Origin of the sequence: Thalassotalea nanhaiensis (genome assembly GCF_031583575.1) — a bacterium.
Taxonomy (GTDB): Bacteria; Pseudomonadota; Gammaproteobacteria; order Enterobacterales; family Alteromonadaceae; genus Thalassotalea_A; species Thalassotalea_A nanhaiensis.
The window spans coordinates 3,769,529-3,792,649 of sequence record NZ_CP134146.1 but is presented as its reverse complement, the minus strand read 5'-3'; the positions used below and the strand labels follow the sequence as shown (position 1 = coordinate 3,792,649).

General features: G+C 39.1%; 25 protein-coding genes and 1 other RNA gene. 18 read left to right on the top strand and 8 right to left on the bottom strand.

Annotated features, from left to right (window positions below; all coding sequences use genetic code 11):
* Window positions 1-107 precede the first annotated feature (107 nt).
* From RI845_RS16460 to murA, 8 genes are all read left to right on the top strand, one after another.
* Window positions 108-878 (top strand): outer membrane protein OmpK, encoded by a 771-nt coding sequence (locus RI845_RS16460; RefSeq protein ID WP_348387263.1) that lies wholly within the window; start codon window positions 108-110, stop codon window positions 876-878.
* Between the two features lie 387 nt (window positions 879-1,265).
* Entirely contained in the window at window positions 1,266-2,069 is an 804-nt protein-coding gene (gene mlaF / locus RI845_RS16455; RefSeq protein WP_348387262.1) for a phospholipid ABC transporter ATP-binding protein MlaF, read from the top strand.
* On the top strand, window positions 2,069-2,848 hold the full coding sequence (mlaE, locus tag RI845_RS16450; RefSeq protein WP_348387261.1) for a lipid asymmetry maintenance ABC transporter permease subunit MlaE: 780 nt from the start codon (window positions 2,069-2,071) through the stop codon (window positions 2,846-2,848). The genes mlaF and mlaE overlap by 1 nt, the downstream gene beginning before the upstream one ends.
* A gap of 42 nt (window positions 2,849-2,890) precedes the next feature.
* A complete protein-coding gene (gene mlaD / locus RI845_RS16445) occupies window positions 2,891-3,367 on the top strand; it encodes an outer membrane lipid asymmetry maintenance protein MlaD (protein WP_348387260.1) in 477 nt (158 codons plus the stop codon).
* A gap of 15 nt (window positions 3,368-3,382) precedes the next feature.
* Window positions 3,383-4,069, top strand: coding sequence for an ABC transporter substrate-binding protein (locus tag RI845_RS16440; protein WP_348387259.1), 687 nt, complete (start codon window positions 3,383-3,385; stop codon window positions 4,067-4,069).
* A 2-nt stretch (window positions 4,070-4,071) separates the two neighbouring features.
* On the top strand, window positions 4,072-4,377 hold the full coding sequence (locus RI845_RS16435) for an STAS domain-containing protein (protein WP_348387258.1): 306 nt from the start codon (window positions 4,072-4,074) through the stop codon (window positions 4,375-4,377).
* 32 nt (window positions 4,378-4,409) lie between these two features.
* Window positions 4,410-4,667: a BolA family protein gene (locus tag RI845_RS16430; protein ID WP_348387257.1), complete on the top strand. Its 258-nt coding sequence runs from the start codon at window positions 4,410-4,412 to the stop codon at window positions 4,665-4,667.
* A 21-nt stretch (window positions 4,668-4,688) separates the two neighbouring features.
* Window positions 4,689-5,954, top strand: a complete 1,266-nt coding sequence (gene murA / locus RI845_RS16425; protein ID WP_348387256.1) for a UDP-N-acetylglucosamine 1-carboxyvinyltransferase — start codon at window positions 4,689-4,691, stop codon at window positions 5,952-5,954.
* Window positions 5,955-6,072: 118 nt separating this feature from the next.
* Here murA and RI845_RS16420 read toward each other — a convergent pair whose 3' ends face one another.
* From RI845_RS16420 to RI845_RS16410, 3 genes are all read right to left on the bottom strand, one after another.
* Window positions 6,073-7,143 carry a trypsin-like peptidase domain-containing protein gene (locus RI845_RS16420; RefSeq protein WP_348387255.1) on the bottom strand — a complete coding sequence of 357 codons (1,071 nt, stop codon included), beginning with the start codon at window positions 7,141-7,143 and terminating at the stop codon, window positions 6,073-6,075.
* Between the two features lie 261 nt (window positions 7,144-7,404).
* A complete protein-coding gene (locus tag RI845_RS16415; RefSeq protein ID WP_348387254.1) occupies window positions 7,405-8,754 on the bottom strand; it encodes a Do family serine endopeptidase in 1,350 nt (449 codons plus the stop codon).
* Window positions 8,755-8,916: 162 nt separating this feature from the next.
* Window positions 8,917-9,369 carry a YhcB family protein gene (locus RI845_RS16410; protein WP_348387253.1) on the bottom strand — a complete coding sequence of 151 codons (453 nt, stop codon included), beginning with the start codon at window positions 9,367-9,369 and terminating at the stop codon, window positions 8,917-8,919.
* 160 nt (window positions 9,370-9,529) lie between these two features.
* Here RI845_RS16410 and zapE point away from each other — a divergent pair, with 160 nt between their 5' ends.
* The 8 genes from zapE (at window position 9,530) to RI845_RS16370 (ending at window position 16,213) form a co-directional block, all read left to right on the top strand.
* On the top strand, window positions 9,530-10,645 hold the full coding sequence (zapE, locus tag RI845_RS16405) for a cell division protein ZapE (RefSeq protein ID WP_348387252.1): 1,116 nt from the start codon (window positions 9,530-9,532) through the stop codon (window positions 10,643-10,645).
* A 402-nt stretch (window positions 10,646-11,047) separates the two neighbouring features.
* Window positions 11,048-11,476 (top strand): 50S ribosomal protein L13, encoded by a 429-nt coding sequence (gene rplM / locus RI845_RS16400; RefSeq protein ID WP_348387251.1) that lies wholly within the window; start codon window positions 11,048-11,050, stop codon window positions 11,474-11,476.
* Between the two features lie 3 nt (window positions 11,477-11,479).
* The gene (gene rpsI, locus RI845_RS16395) at window positions 11,480-11,872 is read left to right on the top strand and encodes a 30S ribosomal protein S9 (protein ID WP_348387250.1); all 393 of its coding nucleotides are present in this window, start codon (window positions 11,480-11,482) and stop codon (window positions 11,870-11,872) included.
* 484 nt (window positions 11,873-12,356) lie between these two features.
* Entirely contained in the window at window positions 12,357-12,947 is a 591-nt protein-coding gene (petA, locus tag RI845_RS16390; protein ID WP_348387249.1) for a ubiquinol-cytochrome c reductase iron-sulfur subunit, read from the top strand.
* The gene (locus RI845_RS16385; protein ID WP_348387248.1) at window positions 12,947-14,212 is read left to right on the top strand and encodes a cytochrome b; all 1,266 of its coding nucleotides are present in this window, start codon (window positions 12,947-12,949) and stop codon (window positions 14,210-14,212) included. The genes petA and RI845_RS16385 overlap by 1 nt, the downstream gene beginning before the upstream one ends.
* Window positions 14,212-14,961 carry a cytochrome c1 gene (locus RI845_RS16380; RefSeq protein ID WP_348387247.1) on the top strand — a complete coding sequence of 250 codons (750 nt, stop codon included), beginning with the start codon at window positions 14,212-14,214 and terminating at the stop codon, window positions 14,959-14,961. The genes RI845_RS16385 and RI845_RS16380 overlap by 1 nt, the downstream gene beginning before the upstream one ends.
* A 196-nt stretch (window positions 14,962-15,157) precedes the next feature.
* Window positions 15,158-15,799, top strand: coding sequence for a stringent starvation protein SspA (gene sspA / locus RI845_RS16375; RefSeq protein ID WP_348387246.1), 642 nt, complete (start codon window positions 15,158-15,160; stop codon window positions 15,797-15,799).
* Window positions 15,800-15,817: 18 nt separating this feature from the next.
* Complete coding sequence (locus tag RI845_RS16370) at window positions 15,818-16,213, top strand: ClpXP protease specificity-enhancing factor (RefSeq protein ID WP_348387245.1); 396 nt, start codon at window positions 15,818-15,820, stop codon at window positions 16,211-16,213.
* Between the two features lie 186 nt (window positions 16,214-16,399).
* On the opposite strand, the gene RI845_RS16365 is transcribed toward RI845_RS16370, so the two are convergent.
* Genes RI845_RS16365 through RI845_RS16350 form a run of 4 tightly spaced genes read right to left on the bottom strand, consistent with a single transcriptional unit; the run spans window position 16,400 to window position 19,892 of the window.
* Window positions 16,400-16,963 carry a BON domain-containing protein gene (locus RI845_RS16365; RefSeq protein ID WP_348387244.1) on the bottom strand — a complete coding sequence of 188 codons (564 nt, stop codon included), beginning with the start codon at window positions 16,961-16,963 and terminating at the stop codon, window positions 16,400-16,402.
* Window positions 16,964-16,985: 22 nt separating this feature from the next.
* The gene (locus RI845_RS16360; RefSeq protein ID WP_348387243.1) at window positions 16,986-17,576 is read right to left on the bottom strand and encodes a phosphoheptose isomerase; all 591 of its coding nucleotides are present in this window, start codon (window positions 17,574-17,576) and stop codon (window positions 16,986-16,988) included.
* 2 nt (window positions 17,577-17,578) lie between these two features.
* Window positions 17,579-18,025: a YraN family protein gene (locus RI845_RS16355; RefSeq protein WP_348387242.1), complete on the bottom strand. Its 447-nt coding sequence runs from the start codon at window positions 18,023-18,025 to the stop codon at window positions 17,579-17,581.
* Window positions 17,946-19,892 (bottom strand): penicillin-binding protein activator, encoded by a 1,947-nt coding sequence (locus RI845_RS16350; RefSeq protein WP_348387241.1) that lies wholly within the window; start codon window positions 19,890-19,892, stop codon window positions 17,946-17,948. The genes RI845_RS16355 and RI845_RS16350 overlap by 80 nt, the downstream gene beginning before the upstream one ends.
* Before the next feature lie 145 nt (window positions 19,893-20,037).
* On the opposite strand from RI845_RS16350, the gene rsmI reads away from it, so the two are divergent.
* Together rsmI and rnpB are read left to right on the top strand one after the other, a co-directional pair.
* Window positions 20,038-20,886, top strand: a complete 849-nt coding sequence (gene rsmI, locus RI845_RS16345) for a 16S rRNA (cytidine(1402)-2'-O)-methyltransferase (RefSeq protein WP_348387240.1) — start codon at window positions 20,038-20,040, stop codon at window positions 20,884-20,886.
* Between the two features lie 42 nt (window positions 20,887-20,928).
* Window positions 20,929-21,320: RNase P RNA component class A (rnpB, locus tag RI845_RS16340), an RNA gene on the top strand.
* Between the two features lie 366 nt (window positions 21,321-21,686).
* Here the strand turns inward: rnpB and RI845_RS16335 are convergent.
* Window positions 21,687-23,000 carry a malic enzyme-like NAD(P)-binding protein gene (locus RI845_RS16335; protein WP_348387239.1) on the bottom strand — a complete coding sequence of 438 codons (1,314 nt, stop codon included), beginning with the start codon at window positions 22,998-23,000 and terminating at the stop codon, window positions 21,687-21,689.
* Between the last annotated feature and the right edge of the window lie 121 nt (window positions 23,001-23,121).

Below are 23,121 nucleotides of genomic sequence, written 5' to 3'. Positions count from 1 at the left end.
CGATTTCTCATTACATTAAATAACCTTTCAACGCGAGCCGTATACAAAATAACCAGTACAATGCGCGCAATTTTAAAGTACCTCCACTTGGACAATACGAGAATATAATGCGTAAATTTATTATTGCACTAATGGCAACCGCCGCTATGGCTGCCACTACAGCTCAAGCTGAATATCAGTATGGTTTTGCAAATGCCTATTTTGATGGACTTTCATGGACTAATGGTACTGAAGGTTGGAATGGTGGTGATATAAGCGAGACCCGTGAAGATCATATTACTTTTGGTATTGAAGCGGGGGCTGGTTTTTCATGGGGTGAAATATACGGTTTTTATGAAATGGAAAAGCTCAATATGGATTCTGATTTACGTTCAAATGCGTTTAAAGTCAGTGCGCACTATAAAGTCCTTGGTAACATAACTGCCTATGGTCAAGTTTATGATTATAACGATTCAGGTTTTGGTGATATCAGTGAGCAAAATACAGTCATAGGAATTGGTTATGTGGGCTGGTCATCGCCTGACTTTTGGTTTAAACCGTTTATTGGTGTTCATGAAGTTAAATCAGGGCAAAGTGATACATCGTTTGATGATATTAATGGTATGAACGGTGCGATGATTGGCTGGAATATGGGCATGAACTTTACCATCGCCGGTGAAAAATTTATGCTAACCAACTGGAATGAAATTGAAGTGGACCGTAACAAAGATTATGCCGAGTACCAATATGGTGAAACCGGGTTAAATGGTGGCATTGGTTTATGGTATGACATCACTGAACGCGTTTATACCGGCATTCAATATCGATACTTTCAAAATAAGTTAGGTGTAGATGGATATGGTGATGCAATAATTTTCCGTGTTGGCGTTCACTTATAAAGAAGTAATTACACTTTTAATAACCACTGTACGTATTTTTAACGCGCTTATGAATTGAGCCAATCAAGTTAATGCCACCCTAGTTGGTGCTAAGTTGATTGGCCGTATTTTTTATTGGGTGGTATATTTAAAAAACACGAAAATTATTTTTCTGCATCTGGAACTTTTCGTTAAATCAGTAGGTCTCATCGTTATACTTTCTTTTAGCCATCCTTTTTTTGCCTATAATCTGTGTTTTCTTGCTTTTTCATTTTAATTATCCTAATAAATAGAACGTTTTAATGAAAATATATATGTTATTAACAATTGCTTACTAATATATAATGCAGTTATTAATAAGCTCAGGTAAAATCTGAATAATAATGATACTAATTCTCAATACACGCTATGTCTGAAAATCTGGTAGAAATAAAAAACTTAAGCTTTCACAGGGAAGAGCGATGCATCTATGATGATATAAGCTTAGTTATTCCAAAAGGTAAAGTGATCGCAATTATGGGGCCAAGTGGTATCGGTAAAACGACACTGCTTAGACTTATTGGTGGTCAACTTAAACCAAGTAATGGCCAAATCCTGTTTGATGGGCAAGATATTCCTAAACTTTCTCGTTCTAAATTATACGAAGCTCGCAAAAAAATGAGCATGCTGTTTCAATCGGGCGCGTTATTTACTGATATGTCAGTTTATGAAAATATTGCATTTCCTATTCGTGAGCACAGTAAATTACCTGAAAACATCATTGAAAAAATGGTGATGATGAAATTAGAAGCCGTAGGCTTGCGTGGCGCCATGCACTTACAGCCTAGTGAATTATCTGGTGGTATGGCACGTAGGGCAGCATTAGCACGCGCTATCGCACTAGATCCTGAATTAATATTATACGATGAGCCATTTGCTGGCCAAGACCCTATTTCTATGGGCGTTGTTGTACGATTAATTAAAGATTTGAACGATGCCTTAGGTTTAACCTCCGTCGTTGTGTCACATGATGTTCCTGAAGTGATGAGTATTGCTGATTATATTTATATCGTTGCTGAACAAAAAGTTATTGGTGAAGGTACGCCGGAGCAAATTCTTGAGCAACAATCAGAGTTAGTACAACAGTTTATTAAGGGCGAAGCCGATGGTCCTGTGCCATTTCATTTTCCGGCCAAATCTTATAAAAGCCAGTTATTAGGAGAACAGTCTTAGTGTTGGATAGAATTCAAGCATTAGGTCATACCGTTATAAATATTATTATTGGCTTGGGTAAAGCCATGATGATGTTACTTTCGGCGATTATACAAGTACCAAACCCGAAAAAGGGCTGGCCGTTACTCGCACATCAACTGTATTCAGTGGGTGTTTTATCATTATTGATCATCATTGTATCAGGTACTTTCATTGGTATGGTGATAGCTTTACAAGGGTACACTATACTTATAGGTTATGGTGCCGAGGCTAGCTTAGGGCCAATGGTCGCTTTATCGATATTACGAGAGCTTGGCCCTGTTGTTACGGCTTTACTTTTTGCTGGCCGTGCAGGCTCAGCATTAACGGCTGAAATTGGCCTTATGAAAGCGACAGAACAGTTAAGTAGTTTAGAAATGATGGCGGTAGATCCATTACGTCGTGTTATCGCACCGAGGTTTTGGGCAGGTATGATCAGCATGCCACTTCTAGCTGCAATATTTTCAACGGTAGGTATTTTAGGCGGTCACCTAGTTGGTGTTGATTGGTTAGGCGTTGATTCAGGTACTTACTGGTCGGTTATGCAGGCTGAGGTGGATTGGAGTGATGATGTACTCAACGGCATCATTAAATCAATTACATTTGCGTTTGTAGTGACTTGGATTGCCGTTTACAAAGGGTACGATTGTGTACCTACGTCAGAAGGTATTAGCCGTGCTACTACTTCTACTGTAGTGCAGTCGTCTTTGATTGTTTTAGGTTTAGATTTTATTTTAACAGCGTTAATGTTTGCAAATTAAACATAATTAACAAGCTATTTTTTAAAGAGTTGGTGGTTTGACATGGTGTCGAAAAAAATTGAATTATTGGTTGGTCTCTTTGTTGCGTTGGGTATTGCTGCGCTACTTATGCTGGCGTTAAAAGTTGCAGATTCAGGTATAAAAGGTAATGGAGAAACTTATCAACTATACGCTAAGTTTGACAATATTGGCGGGCTAAAAGTGCGCTCTCCAATCAAAGTTGGTGGTGTTGTTGTTGGCCGAGTAGACAGCATTAAGTTAGATCCAGAAGATTATGTGCCAATTGTCACAATGGACATTTATAGCGAGTACAGTAACTTCTCTGAAGCTACCTCTATTTCCATACTAACTGCCGGTTTATTAGGCGAGCAATATGTAGGATTATCTCCTGGTTTTATTGATGAAGAACTGGGCATTGGTATTTTGCAGCCAGGTGATTTTATTGAAGACACCAAACCTGCTATTGTATTAGAAGAGTTAATTGGTCAATTCTTATTTAGTCAAGGCAGTGAAGATTAATCAAAGGGAAAAGTAATGAAGCAATTATTAGTTAAGTATTCAGTAATTTTATTAGCCTCAATTAGCTTTTTAGCCAGTGCTAATGTATCTGAAATAAGCAAAACAGATCCTTATGTAATGATTGAGGAAGTGTCAAAAATAACCTTTGACCGTTTTGCTCGTGAAGAAAAGCAGATTAAAGAAAATCCAGAATTATTAAAAGACATCGTTCGTGAAGAGTTAATGCCGCATATTTTTTACCAATATGCCGCATTAAAGGTACTTGGAAATTACCGTAAAGGGGCCTCAAAAGAAGATCTTAAAAGTTTTATCATTGCTTTTAGAGAGTATTTAATTACGTCTTACGCGCAAGTGTTTACGCTGTATGAACATCAACGAGTCGAGTTTGAACCAGCTAAAAAAATTGATAAACAAAAAATTGTAATGGTAGGTGTTGATATTATCGATGAAAATCGACCACCAATTAACATTAAATTTAAAGTGAGAAAAAACTCGAAAACCAATGAGTGGCAAGCATTCGATCTAGTTGCTGAAGGCATTAGTTTGCTCGATGCAAAGCAAAAAGAATTACGTAGCATATTGGCGCAAAATGGTGTTGCTGAAGTTACCGAAATGCTTAAAGTTAAAAGTGCCCGAAAAATTGTTTTCAAGAAAGACGAAGATGTGGACGCTAAGCTTAAAGAGCAAGAGGCTAGTGAGTAATTGTGGCAACTCAATTTAATATAAACATAATTACGACTGAAAAAACTGAGTTAACTGGGCAGTTAACTAGGCAAAGCATTGCAGGTAAACAAGAGCGTACTTTCGCAAAACTGACCAAAAATAAATTACAAGACATTGATTTATCTAAGGTAAGTAAATTTGATACTGCTGGTTTAGCTTGGCTGCTTGCATTAATCGAGTATGCTAATAAACAGCAAACTGAAATTACCTATTCCCAAGTGCCTATAGAATTAGTTAAACTCGCAAAACTAAGTGGGGTTGATACCCTGTTACCTATTTCAGCTTAATCGCAAAAAAATTTAAAAAGTGGAGAAATTAAGTGGACGTTTCAGATATTGAAAACCTTCTTAAAGAGCAGCTTACGTTAGATGATTTACACGTAACTTTTGATGGCTCTCAATGCAAAGTAATTGCTGTGGCTGATATGTTTGACGAAATGAGTCGAGTTAAAAAGCAACAAACTGTATACGCACCTTTGGCTGACGCTATTAATTCAGGCCAAATTCATGCAGTAACCATTAAAACTTTCACCAACGCCCAATGGCAACGTGAAAAAATGTTTAATATCCCATCATAAAATTATAAGATCGAGTACCCTTTGGAAGCATTTCGTATAAATAGTGGTAATAAGTTACACGGTGACGTTACCATCAGCGGCGCAAAGAATGCCGCTTTGCCTATCCTTTTCGCGACAATATTAGCAGAAACACCTTTGCAAATAAGTAATGTGCCAAAGCTAAATGATATTGAAACAACCATTAAGCTTTTAGCTGAATTAGGTGCTAAAGCTTCATGGTCTGCTGATAACGCCATTGACTTTGATGCAAGTAATATTTCCAATTGCTTAGCGCCGTATGATTTAGTAAAAACTATGCGCGCGTCTATTTTAGTTTTGGGACCACTATTAGCTCGTTTTGGCCATGCTGAAGTATCGTTGCCTGGAGGCTGTGCTATTGGCGCGCGTCCAGTTGATCTGCATATTCAAGGGTTGAAGCTCATGGGGGCAGATATCAATGTTGAAAATGGTTACATAGTTGCCAAAAATGATGGTCGCCTTAAAGGTGCAACCATCTTTATGGATGCGGTAAGTGTTACTGGTACTGAAAACTTAATGATGGCTGCAGCTTTGGCTGAAGGAACAACCATCATTGAAAATGCTGCACGTGAGCCGGAAATTGTTGATTTAGCCAATTTCATAAATGCGATGGGTGGTAAAATCACAGGTGAAGGAACCGATACCTTAACCATTGAAGGTGTAGAGAGTTTATCTGGCGCTGATTACTCGGTGATGCCTGATAGAATTGAAACAGGTACATTCTTAGTCGCGGCAGCTGTAACAGGTGGAAAAATCCGTTGTCTAAATACAGACCCAAGCTCACTGGATGCCGTACTCAGTAAATTACAAGAAGCTGGTGCAACGGTGACAACCGGTGATGATTGGATCGGCCTAGAAATGAATGACAAGCCAAAAGCAGTTAATATTAGAACTGCGCCACATCCAGCATTTCCAACCGATATGCAAGCTCAATTCGTAACTTTAAATGCAATTGCTGATGGCACAGCAACAACGGTAGAAACGATATTCGAAAATCGCTTTATGCATGTCCCTGAGTTGCAACGTATGGGAGCTGACATCAAATTGGAAGGTAATACCGCTATTTCAGTTGGTGTTGAGCAATTAACTGCAGCACAGGTTATGGCAACAGACTTACGCGCGTCTGCGAGCTTGGTAATTGCCGGCTTAGTTGCAAGTGGTGAAACAATTGTCGATCGTATTTATCATATTGATAGAGGCTATCAACACATTGAAGATAAATTACAGCAACTCGGTGCAGATATAAAACGTTTTAAAGTGACAAGTTAAAACTTGTTTACCATCAACAAGGTTGGCATCGCCAACCTTTTTACTTCAGGGAAGAAGGAATGCAAATCGCCATGGACCACTCCATCACATCCTGTGATCGTGGCACAGTATTACTATCCTATTTTCTAGATTCTTTATATTCTAAAATCTTAACCGGTACCGTCATTAAGTTATTTTGACGGTAAATCGAAAAGTTAAGGACAATTCCAGGATCTGTTTCAGCAACAATATCTAACGCGTGGTTAATACTAACAATCTCTTGATCATTGATTTTAAATACTACATCACCTTGTTGCAGACCGGCCAAATGAGCCGGGCTATTAGGTGTAAGGCTGCCAATAACGAAACCTTTAAGTTGTGGATTATACTGCTGAGAACTTACTCCAAGCCAACCACGTACTACTCGACCATTACTAATTAATTCCTGTAAAATTTTGGCGGCAAGTTTATATGGAACGGCAAAGAAAATCCCTTGTATATTGGTTTGCGGATTAAGTCGAGTAAACTGTGCAGAGGTGATACCAACAAGATCACCATTTGAATTAACAAGTGCACCACCCGAGTTGCCATCGTTGATAGCGGCATCCATTTGTAAAAACTCTCTATAACTTGTACTACTTAGGCCTGTACGACCCGTTGCACTGATTATCCCTTGGGTGACTGTTTGACCTAAGTTTAATGGATTACCAATTGCTAAAACCATATCGCCAACTAAAGGCACGAGGTTTTCATCTACTGAAATTACAGGTAAATTGGTTGCATGAACTTTTAAAACAGCTAAATCAGTAAGTTCATCGCTGCCGATCAGCTCTGCACTTAATTCTGTACTGTCTTGTAAAACGACGGTAATGATATTGGCATTTCTAACAACATGGTAGTTAGTCAAAATATATCCGCGTGTATCCATTATTACGCCTGAACCTAATTTAACACGTTGGATAGATCGATTTTGATAACGCGTATCATTTTCTATTGTTTCAGAATAAATATTAACTACGGCAGGTGCTGCTTTTGCAACTGCGCTAGAAAATGAAATTGGCTTAGGTTTATCATTTACTGGTGAGAAAATGTTAAAAGAAAGGTTATTACCATCACGCAAATCAGGAACGAGTATCAGCAAAACTACAGCGGTTAAAAGTCCGTAACTGGTCGCGCGTAAAATATAGGTAAGTGCAGGAATTAATTTCAAAATATGCGGCAAAATAGAGTAATTGATGCATTAGATACTAGCACTTATTTTTAAATGAACAAAGCGAACTTTACTAAATTCCGTTGATGTAGGACTACAAATTTAAAGCCCTTTTCAGCATGGAAGTTGTATATGCCGCGAGCACATGGATGTGATGGAGTGGTCCATGGTAATTTTCATTCCTTCATCCATGAAGTAAAAAAAAAGGAGGAATAAAATTCCTCCAATCTTAATCTTATGACTCACTTTAACCAGTAGAGCCTAGCGCATCATTAAATATAGTTCGGTATTGCCGCGAATAACATTTAAAGCCACAACGCCTTTTATTTCAACGAGTGCGTCTCGTAAAGCGGCTAAATTATCAACCCTTACACGGTTAACTCCGGCAATGATGTCACCTTTTGTTAATCCTACAGCTGCTGCAGGAGAGTTTTCAGCGATATCTGTTACGACAACACCAGAGCCTTTTGTATTAGAACTAAGCTTTGCACCTTTTAGCATAGGGTGTAAGTTTGCTGCGGCAATGTTGGCGTCTGGCGCTGCTTTTAATGTAACTTCAACTTCCTTTTTGTCGCCATCACGTATTAATGTTAACTCTACAGTTTTACCAGCCCCGATTGAGCCAATTTTTCCGCGCAACTCATTAAATGAACGAACTTTTCGGCCATTAACTTCGATGATGATATCGCCAGCTTTAATCCCTGCTTCTTCAGCGGCTGATTTTGGTGCTACTTGGCTGACAAAGCCACCTTGATTTATATCCAAGTCCATTGCTTTAGCAAGTTCAGCATTAATTGAATTACCGGTGATACCCAGTACGCCGCGTCGAACTTCTCCGTGTTCAATTATTTGGTCTATCAGGTTTTGCATCATACTTGAGGGAATAGCAAAGCCAATGCCGACATTGCCACCACTAGGGCCAAGAATGGCGGTGTTAATGCCAATAAGTTCACCACGCAGGTTTACTAAAGCACCACCGGAATTACCGCTATTAATAGCGGCGTCAGTTTGAATAAAGTCTTCGAGTTGCTCTATGTTTAAACCGCTACGACCTAGGGCGCTGACAATGCCCGAAGTTACCGTTTGACCTAAACCGAAGGGGCTACCAATAGCCACAGCAAAGTCGCCTACTCTTAAATCATCAGAGTTGGCAATTTTAATTTCTTTTAAATCTTCAGCTTTTATTTGCAGTAAAGCAATATCACTTTGGGCATCGCTACCTATTTTTTTAGCTTCAAATTGGCGACCATCTTTAAGGTTTACCAATATTTCGTCAGCTTCATCAATTACGTGATTATTGGTAACAACATAACCCTTTTTAGCGTCAATAATTACCCCGGAGCCTAATCCTCTAAAGGGGCGCTCTTGTGGTTGTTGGCCGCGTCGTTTACCGAAGAAAAATTTGAAAGGATCCTGACCTTGTTTTACTTCATGGGTACCTGCCACAGTAATACTAACCACTGCAGGTGTTGCTTGTTCAAGCATAGGCGCTAGAGAAGGCATTTCTTGACCGTCAACCTGGACTGGCAGAGCGGCATTTGAATGAGTAGGTAAAAAGGCTAGTGCACCAACTAACAGGGCTACAGGGGTTAAAGAAAAGTTTTTTTTCATTTGTTGAGACTCCAAAAATTATTTCCTAAATATTGATATATGATCAAATATTTAAATTTCAATTTTTAAATTTAGATCAGCTTAATAAAACTGATCTAAAGATAATAACAAGGTTGTTATGAAGACTTAACGGTAAAACTAAAGTTCCCAAGAAGGGATTAATTAACTTGGGCTATTTGTAACAATTTGTTTGTCATCGTTAAATAGTCCACTTGGGTCACTCGAATAATCTAGAGGTGCTTCGGTGATTTGTTCTTTTTTTCTAGAACGTGAAGACTTTACCTTTTGTGGATTCGAACGAAGTTGTTCTTCAGTTTCTTTCGAAAAATACGGCATGGCATTCGTTTCACTATTTGCTTTGTTCAGCAATAGCGTGCTTTTTTCCATTTGCGTCATGGCTGTTTTACACGTTTCATTCATTTGCGCAAGCAATTGTGCTGAGCTATCAAGATGAGCCGCTACTTCTTGTTTGTATTGTTCAAGTGATGTTTTACTTTCATTCACCTGTTGTTCTAATTTATTGTAGTCTTGTTCGGTAGCCGATAATTTTTTACTAACAAAGAAGCCACCAACACCACCGATAACTGCACCGATGAAAAGATAAAGAAATTCCATAATGTTTCCTTTTGAATATTTGAAAAGGGAATGTTGAGATAAAGATGCCAATGCAAATCTTATTCTTTTATAATAGCTGTAAATTTAACGTTTCACATCACTTAGTCGGTATTTTTTTGTAATTTTTCAATGAAATACAGCATAAAAAGTAATAAATAGTATGATCAAGTTAACACCTTACCAAAAATACCAACAAGATCTTGAGCAAGAAGGGTTTGCTTTTGATGCTGCTCAAGAAAATGCCGTTAAACATTTACAGCGTTTGTACGATGATTTACAAACAAAACCGTTACCTGTCACAGGTTTTAAAAGAGTATTAAAAGGTTGGGTTAAAACCTATGGTAAAACTAAGCCACAAGCAATACGCGGTTTATATTTTTGGGGCGGAGTAGGGCGAGGTAAAACTTACCTGGTAGATACCTTTTATGACTGCTTGCCTTTTGACAATAAAATGCGAGTGCACTTCCATCGTTTTATGCACAGGGTGCATGAAGAACTCAAAGGCTTAACGGGGCAATCTGACCCATTGAAAATTATCGCTAAAAAATTCGCCGCTGAAACCTGCATTATTTGTTTTGACGAATTTTTTGTATCAGATATCACCGATGCGATGTTGCTAGGTACATTATTTGAAGAGTTGTTCAGTCATAATGTCACCTTGGTTGCTACCTCGAACATCATCCCTGATGAGTTATACCGTAATGGTTTGCAACGAGCGCGCTTTATACCTGCCATTAATTTAATTAATGAAAACTGTGAAGTGGTTAATGTTGATAGTGGTATTGATTACCGACTAAGAACGCTAGAGCAAGCTGAAATTTATCATTTTCCACTTGATAAGCAGGCTGAAAATAATTTGCACCTTTATTTTAAACAGCTATCTGTTGAAGAAGGAAGTGTCGGTAATACGATTGAAATTAATAATCGCGCACTAAATACCATTGAAGAATCTGACGGCGTTGTTCATTTTGAATTCAATCAACTTTGTGAAACTGCTCGTAGTCAAAGTGACTATATGGAGTTAAGCCGGATTTATCATACCGTGCTTTTAGCAAATGTTACGCAAATGAGCCGTGACTCTGATGACAGTGCTCGTCGGTTTATCGCTATGGTAGATGAATTTTATGAACGTAATGTAAAACTTATTATTTCAGCAGAAACTGCCATGGACGAGCTTTATACTGATGGAGGGCTAAATTTTGAATTTAAGCGCTGCCTATCTAGGTTGCAGGAAATGCAGTCACATGATTATTTAGCATCGGAACATTTGCCTTAAATAAATAAAACGAGAGGCTAGGAAGAACAACGAGCTACGAGAAACTAGAAGCGAAGTCTGGATTTTAAAATGAGCCCGCTGAACTCTGTTCTTCCTGAATTTATTTCAAGATCTCTATTACAATATTGAACCAAGATAAAATACTTGCCTTTCGTTTCTCCATCCGCTTGTTTCTCGTGTTTTTTAGTTTTAAACACAATAAATAACAAAAAACTTCAATTGTTTTAAAAATATAGGTGATCTTTTATGCGTTTATCTATATAATTCGCGGCTCCCAACGTTACAACGCTTGAAAAAGCATCAGGCTCGATACTCGAAGGGGTAATTGCGTAGTCTATTTAAACCGATAATCAGATAACTGATTATTAATTTATGTAACTTTATTTAAAATGGGTTTCTTTAATGAAAACTTTTACAGCTAAACCAGAAAGCGTTCAACGCGAATGGTTCGTAGTGGATGCCGAAGGTAAAACTTTAGGTCGTATCGCTACACAAATTGCTACTATTTTACGTGGCAAGCACAAACCAGAATACACTCCAAGTGTTGATGTAGGCGACTATGTTGTTGTTATCAATGCAGACAAAGTTAAAGTAACTGGTAACAAAGCGAAAGGTAAAATTTACTACTCGCACACTGGATTCGTTGGTGGTCTTAAGCAATTAAGCTTTGAACAGCTTGTTGAAAAAGCTCCTGTACGTCCTATCGAGTTTGCAGTTAAAGGCATGTTACCAAAAGGCCCATTGGGTCGTGACATGTTCCGTAAATTAAAAGTGTATGCAGGTGCTGAGCACATGCATGCTGCACAACAACCTAAAGTTTTGGAGTTATAGACAATGGCTGATAATCAATATTACGGTACTGGTCGTCGCAAGAGCTCTGTAGCTCGTGTGTTTATGAAAGCTGGTAACGGTGCAATCACAATTAACAATCGTGACATCGAAGTTTACTTCGGTCGTCCTACTGCTCGTATGGTTGTTCGTCAACCTCTTGAGTTAGTAGAAATGGTTGAAAAATTTGACCTTAACATCACTGTAGTTGGTGGTGGTATTTCTGGTCAAGCTGGTGCAATCCGTCACGGTATCACTCGTGCATTAATGCAGTTCGACGAAACTTTACGTTCTAATTTACGTAAAGCTGGTTACGTTACTCGTGATGCTCGTAAAGTTGAACGTAAGAAAGTTGGTTTACACAAAGCACGTAAACGTCCACAATTCTCAAAACGTTAATTTTACCGTTTGTATATGCAAAAAGCCGACATTTATGTCGGCTTTTTTATTTCTCTTTTCAGCACTCCCTGTGCAGCCAAACAGTCTTATATAACATAGGTATTTTACCGTTGTTATGCCTATTTTAACCTCCTAAAAGACAAATTCAAATAGCATAATCACTGCGTTATTTATCCTGATTTGTCAGTTGCCATTCTATTCACACATTACCTTGCATTTTGCCATGTTAATTTTCTCTGAAAAGACAAATAATTAGTGCAATTGGTATAAGGTTTTACCTTGTAATAAAAGCGTCATTTCTTTATCATGTATAAAAATTTTTTATACATTTTGTCTTATATAGTTACCGTTGAGTAAAAATTGATGAGATGTAATAGAAATTGCTGTAATTAATTACCTCAAATTCTATATAAATGGCCTATTCCTTAGTGACTTGGCTGATAAAACAAAATTGAAAACTATGTCTAATAATTGGAGAAATGAAATGAGCAATGCGCCCGTGAATAACGGCCGTCGACGTTTCCTGACAGCAGCTACTTCGGTAGTTGGTGCAGCAGGCGTTGCTGGTGCAGCTGTGCCATTCATCGCTTCCTGGAATCCAAGTGCCAAAGCTAAAGCTGCCGGTGCTCCAGTTGAAGTTAATGTAAGCAAAATTGCCACAGGTCAGCTAATTCGTGCTGAATACCGTGGTAAACCTGTGTATATCGTACGTCGCAGTCAAGAAATCATCGATAACCTAGGTGGTCATGAAGACCAATTGCGTGATCCTGAATCAGCTGAAGAGCAACAACCTGAATATGCACAGAATCAATACCGCTCAATTAACCCTGAGTACCTTGTTGCTGAGGGTGTTTGTACTCACCTTGGTTGTGCACCAACGTATCAAAAAGGTGATTTCTCTGAGCAAGTTGAAGGCGTAGATTACGGTTTCTTCTGTCCGTGTCATGGTTCTAAATTTGATATGGCTGGTCGTGTATTTGCTGGCGTTCCTGCACCACTTAACTTAGTGGTACCTGAGCATTCATTCCCATCAGCAGGTACCTTAATAATTGGTATCGGCAAAGGAGACGCATAATGTTTGCAAACTTTATGGCTTGGTTAGACGCACGTCTACCAGTAACAGATGCATGGAATAAGCATTTAGCCCAATATCCTGCGCCAAAAAACTTTAACTTTTGGTACTTCTTCGGTTCATTAGCAATGCTAGTACTTGTTAACCAAATCGTAACGGGTATTTGGTTAACAATGAACTATGAACCATCAGGCGAAGGTGCATTTGCATCTGTAGAGTACATCATGCGTGATGTAGATTACGGTTGGCTTTTACGCTACATGCATTCGACAGGTGCTTCAGCATTCTTTATTGTTGTGTATTTGCATATGTATCGTGGCCTTATGTACGGTTCTTACCAAAAACCACGTGAATTACTGTGGATCTTCGGTATGTTAATCTACTTGGTATTAATGGCTGAAGCGTTTATGGGCTACTTGCTACCTTGGGGTAACATGAGTTACTGGGGCGCACAGGTAATTATCTCACTATTTGGTGCAATACCTGTTATTGGCGATGATTTAACAACTTGGATCCGTGGTGACTACGTTATCTCTGGTGCGACGTTAAATCGATTCTTCGCATTGCATGTTGTTGCTTTACCGTTAGTGCTAGTTGTTCTGGTTTTCTTACATATTCTAGCATTACACGAAGTAGGTTCTAATAACCCTGATGGCACGAACATTAAGAAGAAAAAAGGTTCTGTTCCAGAAGATGAGAAAAGCAAATTTGAATTCCACGAAGCATACTCAGGTAAGTATGACATCGTAGATGCTATCCCATTCCATCCATACTACTCTGTTAAAGATATCATGGGTGTTGTTGGATTCTTAATCTTATTCTGTTGGGTAATGTTCTTCTTCCCTGAAGGCGGTGGTTACTTCCTTGAGGCGCCAAACTTTACCCCAGCAAATGGTTTGAAAACCCCTGAGCACATTGTGCCAGTATGGTATTTTGGTCCTTTCTACACAATCTTGCGTGTAGTTCCTGAGAAGTTAGCGGGCATGTTATTAATGTTTGCTGCTATTGGTATGTTATTTGCCTTACCTTGGTTTGATCGTGGTATCGTTAAATCGTTCCGTTTCCGTAGCAAAATCCACTTTGCAAATTTAGTACAATTTACTGTGTGTTTTATCGTGTTAGGCGTGTTAGGTACAATGCCAGCATCTGATTTAGCTAACTTAATTGGCCGTATTGCAACATTTGGCTACTTCGGTTTCTTTATCGCACTTTGGTTCTACTCAAAAGACGAGAACACTAAACCAGTTCCAGAAAGGGTGACTAAATAATGAAAAAAATACTAATTGCTCTATTTACTTTATTACCAACATTAGCATTTGCAGCAGGTGGTGGTGCACCACTTGATCATGCAAATAATGATATTACTGATAAAGCGTCACTTCGCAATGGTGCTGCAACCTTTATGAACTATTGTTTAGGTTGTCACCAATTACAATACCAACGTTATAACCGTACGTTTACCGATTTAGAGATCGATGAACAAGAAGGCATTGAAACGTTGATGTTCACTGGTGAAAAGGTTGGTGATCATATTACTAATACTATGCCTGATAAAGAAGCAGCGGCTTGGTTTGGTGCTGCGCCACCAGATTTAACATTAGCCGCTCGTTTTAGAAGTACTGATTGGTTATACACATACCTTCGTTCTTTCTACAGCGATAGTGAGCGTCCATTTGGCGTGAACAATGCTACATTTAAAGACGTTGGTATGCCGCATGTATTCCAACAGTTACAAGGTGTACAAGAGTTAAGCGCTGAAGCAAAAGCTATGTTACAATTGCCTGTAGCAGAACAACGTCCACTTGCTAATTCTGATTTAGTTCTTACTCAACCGGGTACTTTAACACCGGCTGAGTATGATGTTGTGGTACGTGATTTAGTTAACTTTTTAGAATATACCGGTGAGCCAAGCAAAGTTGAGCGTCATCGTTTAGGTTACTGGGTTCTTGGTTTCCTAGTAATTTTATTCATCTTTAGTTACTTATTGAAGAAAGAATATTGGCGCGACGTGCACTAATTGCCGTACATCAATATTAGTTCGTTAAAATAATATTATTGGGGCTATACTGTTAACGTAATTGTACGTTAAAAGTAATGAGCCCCTTTGTCGTACTTATTACCTATATATAGCTAATAAGAACAACGCGTTATCCAGTAGTTATATCAATTTTATTTGTTGGTATTAAACTTTTTAAACATTCTTTGGAGGATATATGGCTGTAGCCGCTAATAAACGCTCTGTCATGACCCTGTTTTCACATGCCGATGATATGTACAGTCACCAGACTCGTATCGTACTTGCTGAAAAAGGTGTAGGTGTAGATATTCATTTAGTTGAAATGGACAATTTGCCAGAAGATTTAATTGACTTAAATCCATATGGAACAGTACCAACTTTAATCGATCGCGAACTAGCTTTGTATGAAGCTAAGATCATTATGGAGTACTTAGATGAACGTTTCCCTCATCCACCACTAATGCCAGTTTACCCGGTTGCTCGTGGTCGCAGTCGTTTAATGATGCATCGCATTGAAAGTGACTGGTATAGCCTTGCTAAAACTATCCTTAACGGTAGTGCTGATGAAGCAGATAAGGCTCGTAATGACTTACGAGAGAGCCTACTAAGTATTGCTCCAGTACTTAATGAAGCACCATATTTTATGAGTGAAGAATTTAGTTTAGTCGATTGTTACTTAGCGCCGCTATTATGGCGTTTACCTGCTTTTGGTATTGAATTATCAGGTCAAGGTAGTAAAGAGTTGAAAAACTACATGTTGCGTTTGTTTGATCGTGAATCATTCCAGGCATCATTAACTGAAACCGAACGTGAATTACGTTTTGGTCGTCCAGCTTAAGCTGCTATGACTGTTGAAATGACGTCAAATAAGCCCTATTTAATTAGGGCTTTTTACGATTGGATTCTTGATAACGATCTGACTCCCTATATTGCTGTTGACGCTAACTATCCACAAGTGATGGTACCAGAGCAATATATTGATGAAGGCCAGATTGTACTTAATATTGCTCCTGCTTCCGTTGGTGCAATTTCAATGGCAGGTGATGTAATAGAGTTTAGTGCTCGCTTTGGCGGTAAAGTACAAAACTTATATGTCCCTTTTGAAGCTGTAGGTGCCATATACACACGAGAAAACGGTGTAGGTTCATCGTTTTCTGTGGAGTATCCTGAAGAGGCTGAAGGTATCGTTGAGCAAGCTGAAGCTGCTAAGCCTGAGAAAAAGGGCAAACCAACACTCTCTATCGTAAAGTAAGAAAAACGAGAGGCTAGAAACGAGACACGAAAAGCCTGAAATGTTTTTGATAATGGGAATAATTGCAATGCAGTTATTCCCATTTTTATAAATTCACTACCAACTTAAATAGAGTAAGAAATAACGTCATCCAGAGACGCTTTGGTACATTGCTTTTCGTTTCTATTAATCTCGTTAATGTTTTTTCTACATAGTTTGAAATGCTTTATAAACGCGGCTAACACCGTTTACATGGCGGACAATATCTACTGCGACATTGGCTTCATTAGCTTTAACCAGCCCCATTAGAAACACTTCAGAGTCCTCTGTTACTACTTTAATAGCAGTGCCATCGATTTTATCTGACGCAAGCAATTCTGTTTTTACTTTCGTCGTTAACCAAGAGTCATTTGTGCGTGTACCATAGCTAGTTTTGTTGGCAATTCGAATTTGATTATGCACCTTTCTAATGCCTTGAATACCAGAAATAATATTTATCACTTGCGTTCTTAAGGCTTTATTTGGAGATTGGCCAACAACTAAAACTGTGCCATTCAAGCTTACTACTTGCACACGAGTTTTTTCATCGAGTTCTTTAACTTCTGCAATTAAGCTATGCGCTTTAACTTCAATAGATTGGTCATCAACCTGAGCACCTAAGGTACGGCGATCATTTATTGATGCAGCACCGGCACCTATACCGGCAACAAGAGCTACGGCACAACCTTGTAGTAAGGTTAAGCTGATCATTGCAATAGCGAGTTTTTTCATTGTTATAATTCTCTAATTAACTTTAACTTTCTGCTTGAGGGAAAAGTGTCGTATCAATAATTTCACATAAACAGTGGATTGCTAATAAATGTACCTCTTGGATACGAGCAGTTCGACCCGATGGTACACGAATTTCCACATCGTTCTCACCAAGTAGTCCGGCAATTTCACCACCGTCGTTTCCGGTTAGGGCTACAATTTTCATGTCTCTGGCAACGGCTGCTTCAATCGCTTTAATGACATTTTTTGAATTACCACTGGTAGAAATAGCCAGTAATACATCACCGCTATTTCCTAGCGCTCTGATTTGCTTTGAGAACACTTCTTCATAACTGTAATCATTGGCAATTGATGTAATGGTTGAGCTGTCAGTTGTTAACGCAATAGCTGGTAAGCTTGGGCGCTCAGTTTCATAACGATTTAACAGTTCTGACGAGAAGTGCTGAGCATCACCAGCAGAGCCACCATTACCACAAGATAAGATTTTGTGACCGCCTAATAAGCACTCTACCATTACCATGCCGCCCTTTTCGATGGCGATAGGAAGTTCTTCGCTTGCCGCTATTTTAGTTTCAATACTTTCGCGAAAATTATGTTTTACACGTTCTAACATTATTAAACTCCGTTAAAGGCATTTTTTAGCCAGGTAATTTCAGTGGATGCAGCGGGTCCTTTAATACTTACTACATCAAACCTACACAGGGTATTATATTCATTCAAGCCATGCTTTTGCAGGTATATTTTTGCTGTTTTACAAATTTTTTTTTGTTTAGCTGGTGAAACCATTTCAGACGGCTCGCCAAAGTTTGTTGATTTTCGGTATTTGACTTCAATAAAGACGATAAATTCCTGCTCTTGCATAATTAAATCGATTTCACCTAGTTTACAGTTGAAATTACGTTCAATCAGCGTCAGTTTTTGTTTTAGTAAATAATCTAGAGCAGCTTGCTCATAGATATCACCTTGAAGCTTAGTGGTTATTTTACTGCATATTAACATTCTGTATCCGTGACGTACGATACTTACCCCAGGATAACGTTCTGCTAATAATTCTATTTGCATCCATTTGCAGAGTTCCTGTTTCGCCTTTATGTCTTAACATAGGGACAAGTTGCATGGCTTTAACTTTATCTACTAATTGTAGAGCATCAATACCCATTGCATAAATACGTTCAAGTTGACTATTTCTATTTGGCCATATCTTCTTGGCATCTGCCGACATTAAAGGATTTACTTGTTTAGATGGTAATAACCATGGAATTTCAGTGAAGGTTAGCCCATTAAGATCTCGCCTGGTATTTCTGTCAGTATCAACGTTGTAACTTCTTGAACTGGCATACATTGGAATAGCGTTTGCGAACGGACTGATATTTACATCAATATAAGGTTTTAGCAGCCTGGCTTGATCTGGGGTGGCGAACATGTAAATCATATCAACATCGCGACGGTTTCTCGCTTCGGCCTTTACGTTTTCTTTTATTCTATTGCGCATTAAATAAATGCGCTCGTCAGAAAGGTTTACATCTAAACCCTTCTTAACAGCCTGTTGCATTTCTTTACCACTTGGGTAGTAGATTATGCTGGCATCAATGTTGGTTTGTCTTTGCCATTGCTGGGCAAAACTGTTTGCCATTCTTTTCCCAATAGCAGTATTTTGACTTAATATTAACGCTGATTTATAGCCTTGTTGGCTCAGTGAAAATGCGGCTTGGCTAGCTTCATCTTCAGGAAGCATCGATAGGGCAAATTGCTGTTCACTTAAGAATGAACTTTCAGGCAAATTTAATAACAAGGTATTCCAAGTATGAGATTGTTCTGTGGGATTATTTTGTAAACCTGTAATAGTATCAATCTGTTGTGCGGCAATAGGAACTTCTACTGAGTTATTTATATGGTACTGGTCATCTAAATAACCATTATCTGTTTGTTGCAGGTTAGTGGCTAAATAACTGTCAACATGCGTTTTTAATAATGGACCAATAACAAACTCTGGTTTGAAGTCATGTAAATTATTGACAATATCAGCCATATTTTCAGCATTAGTATCAATAAACGTTAATTGTCGTTCAGGTTGTGCTTGATACGCTGCAATAATACCGGCTTGGATGGTTTTACCTAGCGGTGCTTCTCTACCTGATAACGGAATTAACACGGCAATATTTTTATAGGCAGATGCATTCTCAACTTCCAATACCGAGGCATTTAGATCAGCGGTTAATAAGTTTGCTGGATGCTGCTGGTATTTGTTTTGCCACTTATTCAAAGCTGAATTCAATGCAGATGAACTGTATGCATTATTAGCAACAAGTTCTGTATAGGCGAGCCACCCAGTAAGGTCGGTAGCGCTGCGCTTTGTTAATGCTCGCTTTTGCCAAGGTGTTAACTGGCTAAATAGTGATGATACATACGCGGCTTCATCAACAGTTTGTACGGGGAACTGTTGATGATAGTTTAAGAAACTGATAATTCCATCAACTAATAAGTCTTGTTGTATATTTAAGTTAGCTTGTAGGAAAAGTTGTCTCTTAACCGGGTTTTCGGTGTCAATTTTAGCGAGCTCTGCTGCCGCTAAATCAATATACCCCAGTTCAAATAACGCTTCTGCCATATTTAGTTGGTTATAATTTTTTTGCCCTTTACTTAGCTCTAACTTACTTAATTCAATGCTGATATGCAGTGATTGTTCAAGCTGCTGTTCATAAATAAATTTAGCAGAGGCCTGTAAAAGTAAAATGGTTGCTTGATTATTGCTTTCAGTACTTGCTGCCGATAATAAATCAAGAGCGGAGCGCTCGCTGTCTTCTATAATTTCAACTTCGGGAGTTATTGGTGTTGTAACTTGTTTGCTTGGTGTTTTCGAAACAGGCGCAGCACAGCCGTATAATAAACTTAGGGCAGATAAGGAAAGTATTAGAGAAGCGTTTTTCATTGAACTCGTTATTTTTATCACCGGCAATTGGTCCGTTTAGGTAATTAGTATAAATGAATATTTTATAGTGAATGACAACAAGTATATAATAAACCGCATGCTCACTGTTGAGCAATAGCTGAGTTCAAATGGTACCAATATATTTATGAGTCAAATCACTGTTAATTCTAGCACTTTCTATGTGGTAGCAACGCCAATAGGCAATTTATTAGATCTTAGTCAACGAGCAATAGAAATACTTAGCCAAGTAGATATCATTGCTTGTGAAGATACGCGCCATACTGGCCGCCTGCTATCTGCCTATAACATTAAAAATAAAACCTTATCATTGCATGATCATAATGAGCGCCAACGCCAAGAATATATTGCAGAGTTACTACAACAGGGTAAAAGTATTGCTCTGGTTTCTGATGCCGGCACCCCTCTTATTTCTGACCCAGGTTTTCATGTTGTAAGACATCTTAGAGAGCAAAATTTACCAGTAGTTCCTGTACCAGGAGCCTGCGCTGCTATTGCTGCATTATCGGTTGCCGGTTTACCTACTGATAGATTCACTTTTGAAGGCTTCCTACCGTCAAAGTCGGGTGCCCGCCAAAGCAAACTGAGTGAACTTGCCAGTGAGCCAAGAACTATGGTGTTTTATGATGCACCGCGCCGGGCAATAGACACCGTCCAAGATATTAATGATGTATTAGGCGGAGACCGTCAAATTGTTATTGCCAGAGAGTTAACTAAAACCTTTGAAACTATTCATGCAGATTCGGCTGAAAATATTCTAACTTGGCTAAATGAAGATCCAAACCAATTAAAAGGTGAAATGGTACTGATTATTGAAGGGGCGCATATTGACCCTAATGACATCCCAGAAGTCGCGATAAAAACCTTGAAACTTCTCCTTAATGAAATGAAGCCAAAAACCGCCTGTGCGATTGCTGCAGAAATACATGGGGTGAAGAAAAATGCCTTGTACCAAATCGCACTTGAGCTTAAATAAAATAATTTAGACCTAAACCTAATTATTCTGTACAATCCCCGCCGAGTTGGCCAGACAATCGCTGCTTAATCGTTGTATCTGATGCGCAAGTTGATGATAGACAGATTAAGGGGAGGAAAGTCCGGGCTCCATTGAGCAGGGTGCCAGGTAACACCTGGGCGGCGCAAGCCGACGACAAGTGCAGCAGAGAGAAGACCGCCAGCAGTTTACTGCCGGTAAGGGTGAAAGGGTGCGGTAAGAGCGCACCGGGCGACTGGTAACAGTTCGCAGCAGGGTAAACTCCACCCGGAGCAAGACCAAATAGGGTTCCGTACGGCGTGGCTCGCGTTGGAACCGGGTAGGTTGCTTGAGCTATAGAGCGATTTATAGCCTAGACGAATGATTGTCGCTTCTTCGGAAGTAACAGAACCCGGCTTATACGGCCAACTCAACAATTATTGAAAACCGCAGTTAACAAAAGTTAGCTGCGGTTTTTTGCTTTTATAATATTTCAATAGTTCGCAGCAGGGGTGCTAAAACTACTGGCCACCCGGAGCAAGACCAAATAGGGGGCCAACCGGCGTGGCTCGCGTTGGAACCGGGTAGGTTGCTTGAGCTATAAAGCGATTTATAGCCTAGACGAATGATTGTCGCTTCTTCGGAAGTAACAGAACCCGGCTTATACGGCCAACTCAACAAATAAAACAAAACCCGATGTATGAAAGTACATCGGGTTTTCTTTATCTAAATTTTAAAATTTACGCCGTCATTCCGTAATCGCGTAGCGATATCAACAGCCTCCAGCAGTTTCAAAGTGGTTTTTAAAGATACTCATTCTTTTGTTTTATTGCGGCTTGATATACCGCTTCAGCAACTTTTTGATGAGCTAGTTTGTTTAAAGATGCCGGTACTAATGCGCCATCTCTTGCTAAATTTGATAGTGTTTCAGACACGGCAATTTTCATTTGATGGGTGATATTAATAACCCCCGCATCTAATGTACCTTTAAATAAACCAGGAAAGGCAAGCATGTTATTTACCACTTTACCGCACGTGGCAAATAGAGCGCCGTTTTCAAGAGCAGCGCTTGGCTCAATTTCTGGATCAGGGTTTGTTAATGCCATAATGATCTGGCCTTCACGAACCATTTCAGGTTTTATTAGGCCTTTAACACCTGTTGTAGCAACGACAACATCTGCGGTTTGCATTACTTCATCAAGACTCATTGGCGTACCACCTAATGAGCGTAGCTTTTTCTGAGCGTCGGTATTGAGATCACAACCAACTACTTTTTTTACACCGTACTCTGAAAGTAAATTGCAAATTCCCATGCCAGCGGCGCCTAGGCCTATTTGACCAAAGACTTTATCTTTTAAATCAACGCCAGTTTGTTTTGTTGCAGATAATAATGCCGCTAATACGACCATTGCCGTGCCATGTTGGTCGTCATGAAAAACTGGTTTTGGTACTCGGTTTATCAGTTCATCTTCAATGGTAAAACACTCTGGCGCTTTGATATCTTCTAGTAATATCGCACCAAAAGATGGGGCAATAGCTTCAACAATCTCAATAATTTTAAGCGGGTCCTTTTCTTTGATTAAAATTGGTACCCCAGATAGGCCAACAATTTCGGCAAGGATTGCTGCTTTACCTTCCATTACCGGCAGACCAGCTTCTGGACCTATGTCACCGAGCCCTAAAATAGCTGTGCCGTTAGTCACGATTGCGACAGTATTTTGAATGTTGGTAAATTCTTTAATTTTACTCGGAGTTTGTTGTATGGCTTGACAAACCCTTGCTACACCAGGCGTATATAAGTCACGTAATATTTCCAGTGAGTCAATCCTAATACGGGAGACTGTTTGAATTTTGCCTTGTTTGTGACGATCAAATACTCGATCTGATTTACCCGTAATGAAGGTATCGGGGAGCAAATTTATTTGTTCAAATAAAGAATCAATGCTGAGTGAATCATCATATTCAACCGTAACTTCCCAAATGGTATCTTTATCAAGGCGTCTAACCGCATTCAAGCCTTCAACTGTCGCACCAAACTCACCAATTACACCAAGAACTTTAGCCATATAACCTGGCTTGTGTGGAGCTTCAACGAGTAATATTTCTACAATGCGCATAGGCAATCCTCTTAACAAATAAATAATAATGTAAATCACCATATCAGGTCGGACCAGTTTTGGCGAGCAATGATATAGAAAGATTGGAATTAGTGAGTCTTTATTACTTCTTTGCAAAAGT